This window comes from Oerskovia sp. USHLN155, assembly GCF_037145535.1.
Classification (GTDB): domain Bacteria; phylum Actinomycetota; class Actinomycetes; order Actinomycetales; family Cellulomonadaceae; genus Oerskovia; species Oerskovia rustica.
Map to the genome: position 1 here is coordinate 146,759 of NZ_JBBCXG010000012.1, position 14,120 is coordinate 160,878.

The 14,120-nt window shown below is 71.5% G+C and carries 15 protein-coding genes; 6 read left to right on the forward strand and 9 right to left on the reverse strand.

Annotated features, from left to right (window positions below; translation table 11 throughout):
* Window positions 1–37: 37 nt before the first annotated feature.
* The gene (locus WFH32_RS17205) at window positions 38–697 is read left to right on the forward strand and encodes a Rid family hydrolase (protein ID WP_191797845.1); all 660 of its coding nucleotides are present in this window, start codon (window positions 38–40) and stop codon (window positions 695–697) included.
* A gap of 147 nt (window positions 698–844) precedes the next feature.
* On the opposite strand, the gene WFH32_RS17210 is transcribed toward WFH32_RS17205, so the two are convergent.
* From WFH32_RS17210 to WFH32_RS17245, 8 genes are all read right to left on the reverse strand, one after another.
* Window positions 845–1,192, reverse strand: coding sequence for a metal-sulfur cluster assembly factor (locus tag WFH32_RS17210; protein ID WP_191796421.1), 348 nt, complete (start codon window positions 1,190–1,192; stop codon window positions 845–847).
* Window positions 1,189–1,752, reverse strand: a complete 564-nt coding sequence (gene sufU, locus WFH32_RS17215) for a Fe-S cluster assembly sulfur transfer protein SufU (RefSeq protein ID WP_191796420.1) — start codon at window positions 1,750–1,752, stop codon at window positions 1,189–1,191. Before sufU ends, WFH32_RS17210 begins: the two co-directional genes overlap by 4 nt.
* A gap of 98 nt (window positions 1,753–1,850) precedes the next feature.
* Window positions 1,851–3,149 (reverse strand): cysteine desulfurase, encoded by a 1,299-nt coding sequence (locus WFH32_RS17220; RefSeq protein ID WP_191796419.1) that lies wholly within the window; start codon window positions 3,147–3,149, stop codon window positions 1,851–1,853.
* A 58-nt stretch (window positions 3,150–3,207) separates the two neighbouring features.
* Window positions 3,208–3,975, reverse strand: a complete 768-nt coding sequence (sufC, locus tag WFH32_RS17225; RefSeq protein WP_138824653.1) for a Fe-S cluster assembly ATPase SufC — start codon at window positions 3,973–3,975, stop codon at window positions 3,208–3,210.
* A 35-nt stretch (window positions 3,976–4,010) separates the two neighbouring features.
* The gene (locus tag WFH32_RS17230) at window positions 4,011–4,352 is read right to left on the reverse strand and encodes a non-heme iron oxygenase ferredoxin subunit (RefSeq protein WP_030152220.1); all 342 of its coding nucleotides are present in this window, start codon (window positions 4,350–4,352) and stop codon (window positions 4,011–4,013) included.
* Window positions 4,353–4,362: 10 nt separating this feature from the next.
* Complete coding sequence (gene sufD / locus WFH32_RS17235) at window positions 4,363–5,595, reverse strand: Fe-S cluster assembly protein SufD (RefSeq protein ID WP_191796418.1); 1,233 nt, start codon at window positions 5,593–5,595, stop codon at window positions 4,363–4,365.
* Window positions 5,596–7,050, reverse strand: a complete 1,455-nt coding sequence (gene sufB / locus WFH32_RS17240) for a Fe-S cluster assembly protein SufB (protein ID WP_191796417.1) — start codon at window positions 7,048–7,050, stop codon at window positions 5,596–5,598. It abuts the gene before it with no gap.
* 1 nt (window position 7,051) lies between these two features.
* The gene (locus WFH32_RS17245) at window positions 7,052–7,951 is read right to left on the reverse strand and encodes a helix-turn-helix transcriptional regulator (protein WP_191796416.1); all 900 of its coding nucleotides are present in this window, start codon (window positions 7,949–7,951) and stop codon (window positions 7,052–7,054) included.
* Between the two features lie 170 nt (window positions 7,952–8,121).
* On the opposite strand from WFH32_RS17245, the gene WFH32_RS17250 reads away from it, so the two are divergent.
* Both WFH32_RS17250 and WFH32_RS17255 read left to right on the forward strand, forming a co-directional pair.
* A complete protein-coding gene (locus tag WFH32_RS17250; protein WP_191796415.1) occupies window positions 8,122–9,081 on the forward strand; it encodes an ABC transporter ATP-binding protein in 960 nt (319 codons plus the stop codon).
* Entirely contained in the window at window positions 9,078–9,884 is an 807-nt protein-coding gene (locus WFH32_RS17255; protein WP_191796414.1) for an ABC transporter permease, read from the forward strand. Before WFH32_RS17250 ends, WFH32_RS17255 begins: the two co-directional genes overlap by 4 nt.
* Before the next feature lie 83 nt (window positions 9,885–9,967).
* Here the strand turns inward: WFH32_RS17255 and WFH32_RS17260 are convergent, their stop codons facing one another.
* Window positions 9,968–10,795, reverse strand: a complete 828-nt coding sequence (locus WFH32_RS17260) for a hypothetical protein (protein ID WP_191796413.1) — start codon at window positions 10,793–10,795, stop codon at window positions 9,968–9,970.
* 194 nt (window positions 10,796–10,989) lie between these two features.
* Here WFH32_RS17260 and WFH32_RS17265 point away from each other — a divergent pair, with 194 nt between their 5' ends.
* The 3 genes from WFH32_RS17265 to WFH32_RS17275 all read left to right on the forward strand — a co-directional run bounded on the left by WFH32_RS17265 (window position 10,990) and on the right by WFH32_RS17275 (window position 13,980).
* The gene (locus WFH32_RS17265; protein WP_336708535.1) at window positions 10,990–11,928 is read left to right on the forward strand and encodes a COX15/CtaA family protein; all 939 of its coding nucleotides are present in this window, start codon (window positions 10,990–10,992) and stop codon (window positions 11,926–11,928) included.
* 193 nt (window positions 11,929–12,121) lie between these two features.
* A complete protein-coding gene (locus WFH32_RS17270; RefSeq protein ID WP_336708536.1) occupies window positions 12,122–13,150 on the forward strand; it encodes an ATP-binding cassette domain-containing protein in 1,029 nt (342 codons plus the stop codon).
* Window positions 13,147–13,980, forward strand: a complete 834-nt coding sequence (locus WFH32_RS17275) for an ABC transporter permease (protein ID WP_191796410.1) — start codon at window positions 13,147–13,149, stop codon at window positions 13,978–13,980. The genes WFH32_RS17270 and WFH32_RS17275 overlap by 4 nt, the downstream gene beginning before the upstream one ends.
* The last annotated feature ends 140 nt before the right edge of the window (window positions 13,981–14,120 follow it).

The window sequence follows — 14,120 nt, forward strand, 5'->3', positions numbered from 1 at the left end:
AGGCGCTCCGCGCGCTGCACCGCCACTGGAGGTCCTCATGAAGAACAGCGTCAAGATCGTCGCCGCGGTCGTCGTGACCGCAGCCGTCGCCGTCCCGGGCACCGCCTACGCGAAGGCCAACCTCTTCGAGCCCGCGCCGACCGAGGCCGTCTCGTTCATCACGGGGGACACCGCCTCGATCGCCGACGGCGTCGCGATCGGCAAGAACGTCTCCTGGTACAAGTCCTCGGGACTCGGTCCGTCGGCGATGAACACGGCCCCCGGCGTGTCCGCCGAGGCCCGGTACATCCCGACCGACGTCTTCCCCGGGGGGCAGCTGCCGGCCGGGGTCACCCTCACCGAGGCCCAGGGCATCAACGTCCTCATGCGCATCGGTGAGAACCTCACGAAGGCCGGGCTGTCCTACGAGGACGTCGTCTCGATGCGGGTCTTCCTCCAGAACCCCGAGGGCGAGGCGAAGATGGACTTCGCCGGGTGGAACCGGGCGTACCGGCAGTTCTTCGCCAACACGAACCTCGCGACGGGCGCGACGCTCGACGTCCAGCTCGGCTCCGTGACGACCAAGCCGATGGTCGTCAACGAGGCGCGTCCCTCGCGTTTCGCGCTCGAGATCGAGAACCTTCCGGTCAACGGGTGGCTCGTCGAGGTCGAGGTGGACGCCGTCTACCCGGGGACGAACCACAAGCACTCGAAGTGACGTCGGGCGGCACCGCTCGCTTCGGGTGCCCGGCTGCCGCCGCCCCCGTCCCCTGGCTCGCGGTGGCGTGAGCCGACGGGCACGTCGAAGGGGCCGCCGTCCCGGGAGGAACGACGGCCCCTTCGACGCAAGACCCTGAGGCGAGCGTCAGACGTTGAAGCCCAGCGCGCGCAGCTGGTCCTTGCCGTCCTGCGTGATCTTCTCGGGGCCCCACGGCGGCATCCAGACCCAGTTCATGCGGAAGCCGTCGACGAGCCCGTCGAGGGCCTGCGCCGACTGGTCCTCGATGACGTCCGTGAGCGGGCAGGCCGCCGAGGTGAGCGTCATGTCGATGACAGCGTGGTTGTTCTGGTCGACCTGGATGCCGTAGACGAGGCCGAGGTCGACGACGTTGATCCCGAGCTCGGGGTCGATGACGTCGCGCATGGCCTCCTCGACGTCGGCCGCGGTCGGCGGAGTCGGCGCCGCAGCGGCGGCGGGGGTCTCGGTCGTCATCGGTTCTCCTGGGGTGCCTGAGGTGACTGGGCGGGCAAGGGGGTGTCGGCCGAGGACTGGTCGGCGGTGGTGGCGCTCGGGCCGACGAGGACTCCCGACGTCGCCAGGGTGTCACGCAGCGCGGCCCAGCCGAGCAGCGCGCACTTGATGCGGGCCGGGAACTGCGCGACCCCGGTGAAGGCCGTGGCGTCCCCGAGCTCGTCCTCGAGGTCCTCGTCGAGTCCCTTGCCGCGCGACTGCATGAGCTGGCGGAAGAGGTCGCCGAGGTGCTCGGACTCCGCGACGGGTGCGCCCGTCACGAGGTCGGTGAGCACCGACAGCGAGGCCTGCGAGATGCTGCAGCCCTGGCCCTCCCAGCTCACGCTCGAGATGGTCGGGACCTTCGGGTCGGCGGTGTCGAACTCGACGCGCATCGTGACCTCGTCGCCGCACGTGGGGTTGATCTGGTGCGACTCACCGTGGAGGTGCCCCTCCGACAGGTCGACGAACCCTCGCCCGTGCGGGGACTTCGCGTGGTCGAGGATGACCTGCTGGTACATCTGCTCCAACGAGCTGCTCATTGCTGGGGTCCTGCTCCTTCGGTACATCCTGCGGTGCGCTGGAAAGCGGGGACGAGACAGGCCGCGAGACGCCCACGGTCGACGTGGACGTGCGCGTGTCAGTCCACTGAGAAGAACGCCCGGACCCCCGCCAAACCTTCCCGGAACGCCGTGACGTCCTCGGACGTCGTGTACACCGAGGCCGAGGCGCGCGCCGTGGCGGCGATCCCGAACCGGCGGTGCAGCGGCTGGGCGCAGTGGTGACCGACCCGCACGGCGATGCCGGCGGCGTCGAGCACCTGGCCCACGTCGTGCGCGTGGACGCCCTCGACGACGAACGAGACGACCGCGAGGCGGTCCTCCGGCACCGCCGGGCCGATGATCCGCACGCCCGGGATGTCGGCGATCGAGAGGAGCTCGACCGCGAGGTCGTGCTCGTGGGCCGCGACGTTCTCCATGCCCAGCTCGTCGAGGTACTGCGCGGCGACGCCGAGGCCGACGATCTGCGCGACGGCCTGCGTGCCGGCCTCGAAGCGCTGCGGCGGCGGCATGTACGTCGCCTCCGTCATGGTGACGACCTCGATCATCGACCCGCCGGTCGTGACCGGGGGCAGCGCCTCCAGCAGCTCGCGGCGCCCGTAGAGCGCCCCGATGCCCGTGGGCCCCAGCATCTTGTGGCCCGAGAACGCCGCGAAGTCGACGTCGAGGGCGTGCAGGTCCACGGGCAGGTGCGGCACGGACTGGCACGCGTCGAGGAACGTGAGCGCCCCGACCTCCTTGGCCCGTGCCACGATCGGCGCGACGGGCGTGATCGCGCCCGTCACGTTGGACGCGTGCGTGAACGCGACGACGCGCGTGCGCTCGGTGATGACCGAGTCCGCCTCGTCGACGCGGATGCGCCCGTCGTCGTCGACGCCGAACCAGCGCAGCACGGCGCCCGTGCGCGCGGCGAGCTCCTGCCACGGCACGAGGTTGGCGTGGTGCTCGGCCTCGGTCAGGACGATCTCGTCGCCCGGCGCCAGGGCGAAACGGCGGGCAGCCTCTCCCCCACGACCGATCGTCGCGTTCGACAGCGCGTACGTGACGAGGTTGATCGCGGCCGTCGCCCCGGACGTCCAGACGATCTCGTCGGCGTCGGCCCCCACGAAGCGGGCGACCGCCGACCGGGCGTCCTCGAACGCCTCGGTCGCCTCCTCCGCGAGCTGGTGCGCGCCGCGGTGCACCGCGGCGTTGCGCTCCTCGTAGAAGTCGACCTCGGTGTCGAGGACGACCTGCGGCTTCTGCGACGTGGCCCCCGAGTCGAGGTAGACGAGCGGACGGCCACCCCGCACCGTGCGGGCGAGCAGCGGGAAGTCGGCTCGCACGGCGGCGAGCTCGGTGGCGCTCAGCCCTGCCCGCACGGTGTCGGTGGTGGTCATCGGATGTCTCCTCAAGGTGTCAGGTGCCCGCCGGCGGACCGGCGGGCGGCAGGACAGGTCAGGCCGTGGCCGCGCCCGTCGTCAGGAAACGGTCGTAGCCCTCGTTCTCGAGGCGGTCGGCGAGCTCCGGGCCACCCTCCTCGGCGATGCGGCCGTCGACGAACACGTGCACGAAGTCCGGCTTGATGTAGCGCAGGATGCGCGTGTAGTGCGTGATGAGCAGCACGCCGACGTCCGTGGACTCCTTGGCGCGGTTGACGCCCTCGGAGACGATGCGCAGCGCGTCGACGTCGAGGCCCGAGTCGGTCTCGTCGAGGATCGCGATGCTGGGCTTGAGGAGCTCCATCTGCAGGATCTCGTGGCGCTTCTTCTCACCGCCGGAGAAACCCTCGTTGACCGAGCGCTCCGCGAAGGACGAGTCCATGCGCAGGTTCTCCATGGCGCCCTTGACGTCCTTGACCCACGTGCGCAGCGCGGGGGCCTCGCCGTCGATCGCGGTCTTGGCGGTGCGCAGGAAGTTCGAGACGGACACGCCGGGGACCTCGACCGGGTACTGCATGGCGAGGAACATGCCCGCGCGGGCACGCTCGTCGACGGTCATCGCGAGGACGTCCTCACCGTCGAGCGTCACGGTGCCGCTCGTGATCGTGTACTTGGGGTGGCCGGCGATCGAGTACGCGAGGGTCGACTTGCCCGAGCCGTTGGGGCCCATGATCGCGTGGGTCTCGCCCGCGTTGATGGTCAGGTCGACGCCGCGCAGGATCGGCTTCGGCCCTTCCTTGGTCTCGACGCTGACGTGCAGGTCGCGGATCTCCAGAGTGGACATGTGGTGTTCTCCAGTATTCGAGAAAGTTCAGGGGGTCAGGACGGGGAGACGGTCTGGTCGATGTCGACGAGCACGCGCTCGCCGTCGATCGTGACCGGGTAGACGGGCACGGGGCGCATCGCGGGCAGCGCGGTGGGCATGCCGGTCCGCAGGTCGAACTGCGAGCCGTGCAGCCAGCACTCGATGAAGCAGCCCTCGACCTCGCCGTCGGACAGCGAGACCGCGCCGTGGGAGCAGATGTCCGAGATGGCGTGCCAGTTCCCGTCGCCGTCACGGACGACCGCGACCTCGACGGGGCCGCTCTCGCCCTCGAGCTCCACACGCAGCGCCTCCTCGGGCGCCACGTCGTCGGTCATGCAAGCAAGCTGTGCAGTCATGCGGGTCGGGTCACCGGCCTTCGATGACGCTCATCGACTTGGCGAGCTCGGCCTCGATCGACTCGAGCAGGCGCTCCTCGACCGAGGGGACGCCGATCTCCTGGATGAGCTCGGCGAAGAAGCCGCGGACCACGAGGCGACGCGCGTCGGTCTCGGGGATGCCGCGCGCCTGCAGGTAGAAGAGCTGCTCGTCGTCGAAGCGACCGGTGGCCGAGGCGTGCCCGGCCCCCTCGATGAGGCCGGTCTCGATCTCGAGGTTCGGCACGGAGTCCGCGCGCGCACCGTCCGACAGGACGAGGTTGCGGTTGAGCTCGTAGGTGTCGGTGCCCTCGGCCTCGGTGCGGATCAGCACGTCGCCGACCCAGACCGTGTGCGCGCCCTCGCCCTGCAGCGCGCCCTTGTACGTGACGCGCGACTTGCAGCTCGGGACGGCGTGGTCGACGAAGAGGCGGTGCTCCTGGTGCTGGTCGGCGTCCGCGAAGTACAGGCCGACCATCTCGACCTCGCCACCGGTGCCGGTGAACTCGGCGTCGGGGGTCACGCGGACGACGTCGCCGCCGAACGTCACGACGACGTGCTTGAGCTTGGCGTCGCGGCCGATGCGTGCGCGGTGCGAGCTCGCGTGCACGGCGCCCGCGCTCCAGTCCTGCACGGACACGACCGTGAGGTGCGCGCCGTCCTCGACGACGATCTCGACGGTCTCGGTGAGCGTCGCGGAACCGACGTGGTCGATGACCACGACGGACTCGCTGTGGCGCTCGGCCTGGATCAGCAGGTGCGTCGCGGTGGGCTCGTCGGACAGGCCCTCGATGCGCACGGACGTGACGTCGCTGGCCACTGCCTCGGCCGGGATGGTGACGACGGTCGCCTCGTCGAACGCGTTCCACGCCGTCACGGCGGTGCGGTCGCCCGGGACGCCCGCGCGGCCGAGCCGCTCGTCGTCGCGGCCGACGATCTCGACCGTGACCTCGGGCGCGTCGACCACGGTCGTGCGCACGCCGGCGCTGCCGAGCGTCGTCGAGAACAGCGGGGCGAGTCGCTTGACCGGGGAGAAGCGCCACTCCTCCTCGCGGCCTGTGGGCTCGGTGATGACGGCCGGGTCGAACGAGGTGATGCGCTCGGCGCGGGAGCCCTGCGGCGTGCCGCCGACCCCGTGCGAGTGAGCGCCGTCCTGGACGGCCTGGGAGTGGTCCGTGCTCAGGCCGACCGGCTCGGTCTGTGTGGTGCTCGCAGTAGTAGTCATTTAGCCGACGGACCCTTCCATCTGCAGTTCGATGAGGCGGTTGAGCTCGAGCGCGTACTCCATGGGCAGCTCACGGGCGATGGGCTCGACGAACCCGCGCACGATCATGGCCATGGCCTCGGTCTCTGCCATGCCTCGGGACATGAGGTAGAACAGCTGGTCCTCGCTCACGCGCGACACGGTCGCCTCGTGACCCATCGAGACGTCGTCCTCGCGGACGTCGACGTACGGGTAGGTGTCGGACCGGGAGATCTGGTCGACGAGCAGCGCGTCGCACAGAACGGTGGAGGCGGAGTGCTCCGCTCCCTCGAGGACCTGGACGAGGCCGCGGTAGGACGTGCGCCCACCGCCGCGCGCCACGGACTTCGAGACGATCGAGGAGGACGTGTTAGGGGCGGCGTGCACCATCTTGGCGCCCGCGTCCTGGTGCTGGCCCTCGCCCGCGAACGCGATCGACAGCGTCTCGCCCTTGGCGTGCTCGCCGAGCAGGTAGATCGCGGGGTACTTCATGGTGACCTTGGAGCCGATGTTGCCGTCGACCCACTCCATCGTCGCGCCCTCGGCGGCCGTCGCACGCTTGGTGACGAGGTTGTACACGTTGTTCGACCAGTTTTGGATGGTCGTGTAGCGCACGCGGGCGTTCTTCTTGACGATGATCTCGACGACCGCGGAGTGCAGCGAGTCGCTCGAGTAGATCGGGGCGGTGCAGCCCTCGACGTAGTGCACGTACGAGCCCTCGTCCGCGATGATCAGCGTGCGCTCGAACTGGCCCATGTTCTCCGTGTTGATGCGGAAGTAGGCCTGGAGCGGGATCTCGACGTGGACGCCCGGGGGGACGTAGACGAACGAGCCGCCGGACCACACGGCCGAGTTGAGCGCGGCGAACTTGTTGTCGCCCGAGGGGATGACGGTGCCGAAGTACTCCTGGAAGAGCTCGGGGTGCTCGCGCAGCGCGGTGTCGGTGTCGAGGAAGATGACGCCCTGCTTCTCGAGCTCCTCGTTGATCTGGTGGTAGACCACCTCGGACTCGTACTGGGCCGCGACGCCGGCGACGAGGCGCTGCTTCTCCGCCTCGGGGATGCCGAGCTTGTCGTAGGTCTCCTTGATGTCCTCGGGCAGGTCGTCCCACGAGGTCGCCTGCTTCTCGGTGGACCGCACGAAGTACTTGATGTTGTCGAAGTCGATGCCCGACAGGTCGCTGCCCCAGTTGGGCATGGGCTTCTTGTCGAACAGGCGCAGGGCCTTGAGGCGGTAGTTCAGCATCCACTCGGGCTCGCTCTTGAGCGCGGAGATGTTGCGCACGACCGCCTCGGAGAGGCCACGCTGCGCCGTCGCGCCGGCGTCGTCCTTGTCGTGCCAGCCGTAGCCGTAGGAGCCGATCGAGGCGATGATCTCCTCGTCGGACTGGCCGGTGCTCTGGGACACGCCGGCGGTGTCCTGGGTGGGAGCGCTCATGTCATTCCTTCCACGTTCCGTCGACGACGGAGGGGGGCGGTGGGGCGGTGGTCGATGAACCTGTCGGTTCGGGGTGTCGTGCTGGGGGGTGCGCCGGGGCGCGCGGTCCGCGCGCGGTGGCACGGCGTCCGGTGGTCTGGTGCCCGACGGCGTCGCTCGCCTCGGGTACGCGGGTCGCCGCAGGGAGCACGGGGACGTTGGTCGTGCAGGCGTGCCCGCCGCCCGCGAGGGTCGCGAGCCGCTGGACGTGCGAGCCGAGGAGCTGGGAGAAGACCTGGGCCTCGGCGTCGCAGAGCTGGGGGAACTCCTCGGCGACGTGCTGGACCGGGCAGTGTCCCTGGCAGAGCTGCACGGTCGCGGTGCCGGCGACGGGTCGCACGCTCGCCGCGAACCCGTCCTCCGCGAGGACGGCCGCGAGCTGCTCGGCCCGGCCCGCGACGTCGTCGGCCGTGATGCGGCTCGCGTAGCGGTCGGTGAGCTCCTCGAGGCGACGGTGGGCGAACTCCTCGACCGCGTCCTCCCCGGCGACGTCGCGCAGGTAGCGCAGCGCCTGGGTCGCGAGGTCGGGGTAGGCGCCCGAGAGCTCGGACTGGCCGCGGTTCGTCGCAACGTAGTGGCGGGCAGGGCGCCCGCGCATCCCGGTGCCCGCGCCCGACTCGTGGACGGCGATGAGCCCGTCGGTCTCGAGCTGGGCGAGGTGACGGCGGACGCCTGCGGGCGTGAGGCCGAGGTCGGTCGCGAGCGAGGCAGCGCTCACGGGACCGTCGGAGACGATGAGCGCGAGGACGCGCTCGCGCGTGGTGCCGTCACCGTCGACGGGGACGTGCGTGTCGTTCGGGCCCTGGAGGGCGACGGGGCCTGCGGGCGGCACGGCGCGGGCGGTACGTGCGTCGTCGCTCATGCCTCACCTCCACGTCGTCGGCCTGCTGGGTTCCTTCCGCCTGGTCCGCGGGCGCGCACGGTCCCGGGAGGCGTCATCGATATAGGTAACAGTCTCATGCGCTAATTGTTCCGACGCAAGCAAGGCGTACCTCACAGCCGCCCCCAGCCCGCTCCCCTACAATCGCCACCGTGCCCGACTCCCCCGCCGTCGTCCTCCAGGACGTGGTCAAGCGTTATGACGGCCGGGCGGTCGTCGACCACCTGAGCCTGACCGCCTCCCGAGGCGCCGTGACCGCCGTCCTCGGCCCCAACGGGGCCGGCAAGACCACCACGATCGAGTGCTGCGAAGGCCTGCGCGCCCCCGACGAGGGCAGCGTGCAGGTCCTCGGGCTCGACCCGCTGCTGAACGCGCGCGACCTGCGCCCGCGCGTCGGCGTCATGCTCCAGGACGGTGGCCTGCCCACGGGCGTGCGCGCGCTCGAGATGCTGCACCACGTCGCGTCGATGTACGCGAACCCTCGCGACGTGGCGGAGATCACGGAACGCCTGGGGCTCGCGAGCTTCGCCCGGACGACGGTCCGGCGGCTGTCGGGCGGTCAGCGTCAGCGCCTCGCGCTCGCCGCGGCGATCGTGGGCCGCCCCGAGGTCGTGTTCCTCGACGAGCCGAGCGCGGGCATGGACCCCCAGAGCCGGCACGCGGTGTGGGAGCTCGTGCGCGAGCTGCGCGCGGACGGCGTCGGGATCGTCCTGACGACCCACCTCATGGACGAGGCCGAGGACCTCGCGGACCACGTGTACATCGTGGACCACGGACAGGTCATCGCCTCGGGCGCGACCTCCGAGCTCCTGCACGCGGGCCCGTCCGCGGACGGGAACCGCACGCTGCGCCTCGAGGCACGCGAGGGCCTGGACACCGGTGCGCTCCGCAAGCGGGTCGAGTCCGGCCCGACGACGTCGCCCGCCTCCGCGTGGACCGTCACCGAGACGCAGCCCGGCTCGTACAGCGTGACCGGGCCGGTCGACCCGTCGACCGTCGCCCTCGTGACCGCGTGGCTCGCGGACGAGGGCGCGCTCGCCTCGCGCCTCACGATCGGCCGCCGCACCCTCGAGGACGTGTTCCTCGACCTGACAGGACGAGAGCTCCGATGACCGACCAGACCACGGCCGGACCGGTCGCCTCGGACCCCGCCGCGCCGGCCCCGACCGACGGGGCCGCCCCCGCATGGCGCCGGGTCGCGTCGCAGACGGCGTTCGAGACGCGCATGATCCTGCGCAACGGCGAGCAGCTGCTCGTGACGATCATCCTGCCCGTGATGCTGCTCGTCGGGCTCGCGCGCACGTCCTTCATCGACCTCGACACGCAGGGGTACTCGCGCATCGACTTCGTGACACCGGGCGTCCTGGCCCTCGCCGTCATGTCGACGGCGTTCACGTCGCAGGCCATCGCGACGGCGTTCGACCGCCGCAACGGCGTCCTACGGCTGCTGTCCACGACGCCGCTGGGCCGCGGAGGCCTGCTCGCGGGGAAGATCCTCGGGGTGCTCGCGGTCGAGGTGGTCCAGGTGGTCGTGCTCGGCGGGGTCGCGCTCGCGCTCGGCTGGTCCCCGGACCCGGCGGGCATCCTGCCCGCGCTGCTCGCGGTGCTGCTCGGCACCGCGGCGTTCACGAGCCTCGCGCTCCTGCTCGCGGGGACGCTGCGCGCCGAGGGCGTGCTCGCGGTCGCGAACCTGCTGCTCGTCCTGCTGACCGTCGCGGGCGGCGTGCTCGTCCCTGCGTCCCAGCTCCCCGGGGCGCTCGAGCAGGTCGCGCTGCTGCTCCCGTCGGGCGCGCTCGGCGAGGCGATGCGGGGCGCGCTGCTCCTCGGCGAGGTGCCCGCGTTCTCGGTGGTCGTGCTGCTCGGCTGGACCGCGGCCCTCGGGTGGGGAGCGGGCAAGCTGTTCCGCTGGCACTGACGGTCCGCCTGCCCTGAGCCGCTCAGCGACCGACGGGCGTCTCGCGGGCCGGGTCGGACCCGGCCGGGCCGGCCCAGGACTCCTCAGGCGCCGGGCCAGACCCCTGCGGCCTCCACCGCCGTGGCCGGCAGGCGCAGCCACTCCAGCACGCCGGTCCACGCCTTCTCGTCGATCGTCGTTCCCGTGCACTCGAAGGACAGGACGGTGCTGGCCCGCATCGTCACCCCGGAGTAGCTCGTGAACGTCCTCGCCCGGGCGAGGACCCTGCTCCGGACGGGCGATCCTGCGCGCTCGACGGTCCAGTCCTGCGTCGCGACGTTCGTCCCCTTCCGTGGCTCTGTCCGCTCCTCCCCGAACACGAGGGACTCCGACTCCGCGGACACGTTCTTCGCGCCTTGCTCGGCGGCGAGGACGTCCCGGAGCGCCGCGAACGACGCGTCCCGCGCGGCGCCGGGGACGTCGTCGGTCGGTCCGTCCGTCGGGGCCGCGAGCGTACGGCTGGACAGGGCGCACCTCCCGTTGGAGCTCAGGACGGTCCAACCGTCCCGGGCCTGGAACCGGTGGGACGCCGAGAAGCCCTGGGGCTGGAGCACCATGAGCGGGGTGTAGGTCTCGACCAGCACCCGGCGCAGCTCCTCGGGGTCCGGCACGTACTCGTCGGGGCTGTCCGCAGGTCCTGTCACCGGGGACGGTTCCTGGGCGCCGTCCCCCGTTCCGTCCGCGGCGGGCGACGTCGGGCTCGGCGTCGGGTCCGGCGGTGCGCTCGTCCGGCTGCGGTCCGCCTCGTGTGCTGCAGTCGGGCCGGGCTGCGGCTCTCCGCCCGAGGTGCAGCCTGCGAGGACGACCAGGGTCAGGGTCGTCGCCAGCAGGCGGCCGGGCCGGGCGACGACGGACGGACGGCGAGCAACCATGCGAACCCCCTGGACGGTCGAGAAAAAGTCTCGTCAGAGTATCGGTCTTGTCAAGAACTCGCCGGGTAGACGCTCGCCTCCGGGAACGTCGTCGCTCGGTCCCCCGCAGCGCCGCTGCCGATCCGGGCCAACATCACACCCGGAGGCCGGGTCCGGATAGCGGGGGCCGCTCCCCGCGCGGCTACCTTTGGACGGTGAGCAGCGCAGAACTCGCCCCCGTACCCACCTCCCCCGCCTGGTACGCGAAGGTCGACCGGTTCCGCCGCTGGACCCGTCCGGTCCTCGTCGCGAACCTCGTCGGCCAGATCGGCATCATCGTGACCGGGGGCGCGGTGCGCCTGACGGGCTCGGGGCTCGGCTGCTCGACGTGGCCGCTGTGCGAGCCCGGGAGCTTCACGCCCGAGTTCCACTCCGCGATGTCGATCCACCCGATCATCGAGTTCGGCAACCGCACGCTCACGGGCGTGCTCGGGATCATCGCGGTCGCGCTCCTGCTGCTCGTGTGGACGGACGCCTCGCGCTCGTCCTCGTACCGACGCCTCGGCTGGGCACCGCTCGGTGGTGTCGCGGCACAGGCCGTGATCGGCGGCATCACGGTGCTGCTGCACCTGCACCCCGCGGTCGTCGGGTTCCACTTCCTCGTCTCGGCCGCGCTCGTGTGGGTCTCGGCGTACCTCCTCTACCGCCACGGCGAGGGCGACAAGGCCCCGGTGACCGTCGTCGACCCGGGCACCCGTGTCGTGGGCCGCGTGCTCGCGGCCGTCTCGGTACCGCTCCTCGTCCTGGGCGTCCTGGCCACGGGCTCGGGCCCGCACGGGGGCGACGACGAGGTCGCGTACCGCTTCGCGCTCGACCCGGCGCTCGTCAGCAAGCTCCACGCGGCCTCGGTGTGGCTGTTCCTGATCGTGCTCGTCGTGCTCGCGGTGCGGGTCCTCCGGCAGACGGACGCGCCCGCCCGAGCCCGCAAGGCCGTCGTCGTGCTGATCGCAGTGACGCTCCTGCAGGGCCTGATCGGCTACGTCCAGTACTTCACGGGACTGCCGGAGATCCTGGTCGCGGCGCACATGCTGGGGGCGGGTCTGCTCGTCACGTCGCTCACCTGGACGCTGCTCTCGTTCCGCGTCCGCGACTGAACGCTCCGAGCGCCGCCCGCGGCGTTCGAGAAGGGCCGTCGTCCCCTCGGGGACGGCGGCCCTTCTGTGTCTCTGGGAACCCCGGGCGAGTCCCGGGCGAGTCCCGGGCGGCGACAGCGACGTGACAGCGCCCTGACACCGGCGTGACAGGCACCTCCCGGAGGCTGGGTCCATCAGCCACCAGGAGGAATCCATGACCCACGAATGGGCGGTCGAGGCACACGGCCTCGTCAGGACGTTCGGCGACAACCGGGCGGTCGACGGCGTCGACCTGAGCATCCGCACCGGCTCGGTGTACGGCGTGCTCGGCCCGAACGGCGCCGGCAAGACCACCACCATCAGCATGCTCGCGACGCTCCTGCGCCCCGACGCGGGCGAGGCCCGGGTCTTCGGGCACGACGTCGTCCGCGAGGCCCAGGTCGTGCGCCAGCTCATCGGCGTCACGGGCCAGTACGCATCGGTCGACGAGACGCTGAGCGCGACCGAGAACCTCGTGATCTTCTCGCGCCTGCTCGGCCTGGGTCGGGCCGAGGCTCGACGCAAGGCCGCCGAGCTCCTCGAGACGTTCGGCCTGACCGAGGCGGCCACGCGCCCGCTCAAGAACTTCTCGGGCGGCATGCGCCGTCGTCTGGACCTCGCGGCGAGCCTCATCGCCCAGCCGCCGCTGATCTTCCTCGACGAGCCCACGACAGGCCTCGACCCGCGCACCCGCGCGCAGATGTGGGACACGATCCGCGAGCTCGTCGCGACGGGCTCGACGGTCGTGCTCACGACGCAGTACCTCGACGAGGCCGACCAGCTCGCCGACCGGATCGCGGTCATCGACCGCGGGCGCGTCGTCGCGGAGGGCACGGCCGACGAGCTCAAGGACGCCGTGGGCAACCAGTCGCTGCAGCTCGGGCTGGTCGCGGCCGCAGACCTGGGGTCGGCGCTCGACATCGTGACGACGTTCGGCGTGCCAGCGACCACGTCCCCCGAGGCCCGGCGCATCACGGTCCCGGTGACGGGCCCCGACGAGGTCACGGACCTCCTGGTCCGGCTGCGCGAGGCCCGCATCGCGGTCGACTCGATCAGCATGGACAAGCCGAGCCTGGACGAGGTGTTCCTGACCCTCACGGGCCACGGCGTCGCGGGCGACGGCGAGGACGACACCGCAGGCACGGCCGCCGCTGGCGACGTCGCCCGCGCCACCACCAGTACGCGAGAGGAAGCCTTGCGATGACCACGACCCTCACCGCCCCCCGTCAGCAGATCCAGGCCGGCTCCGACCGCAGCCTGTCCAACCGCACGAGCGTCGGTCAGACGGTCCGCAACACGTTCACCATGGCGTACCGCGGGCTCCTGAAGATCCGCCGGACGCCCGAGCAGCTCGTCGACGTGACGGTCCAGCCGATCCTGTTCACGCTCATGTTCACGTACATCTTCGGCGGCGCGATCGCGGGCGACGTCGTGAGCTACCTGCCCACGATCATCCCGGGCATCCTCGTGCAGACCGTCATCACGACGTCGGTCGTCACGGGCGTCCAGCTCCGCGAGGACATGGACAAGGGCGTGTTCGACCGGTTCCGCTCGCTGCCGATCGCACGCATCGCGCCGTTGTCCGGAGCGCTGCTCGCTGACACCGTCCGGTACGGCATCGCGACGACCCTCACGTTCGCGATGGGCTACGCCATGGGCTACCGCCCCGAGGGCGGCCTGGGGTCGGTCGTCCTGGCGGGCCTGCTCGTGATCGTGTGCTCGTGGGCCGTGAGCTGGATCTTCGCGTTCTTCGGCGTGATCGCCCGGACGGCGTCGAGCGTCCAGGGGATCTCGATGATCATCCTGTTCCCGCTCACGTTCCTGTCGAACGCGTTCGTCCAGCCCGACACCATGCCTGGTTGGCTCCAGGGCTTCGTGAACGTCAACCCGGTCTCGCACCTGGTCACCGCGGTGCGCGAGCTGACGAACAACGGGGTTCTGGGTGCGGACGCCGTGATCTCGCTCGTCGGCGCGGCGGTCATCGTCGCGGTCTTCGCGCCCCTCACGGTGCGGGCGTACATGCGCAAGGCCTGAGCGTTCGCGTTCGACCACGGACGGGGGGGGGGCCCCCCGGGGCCCCCGCGGGCCCGCCCCGCCGCGCAGGGGCGGGGGGGGGGGGCGGGGCCGGGGGCGCGCGGGGCCCGAGCCCGCCCCGGCCCGCGGGGGGGGCCCCC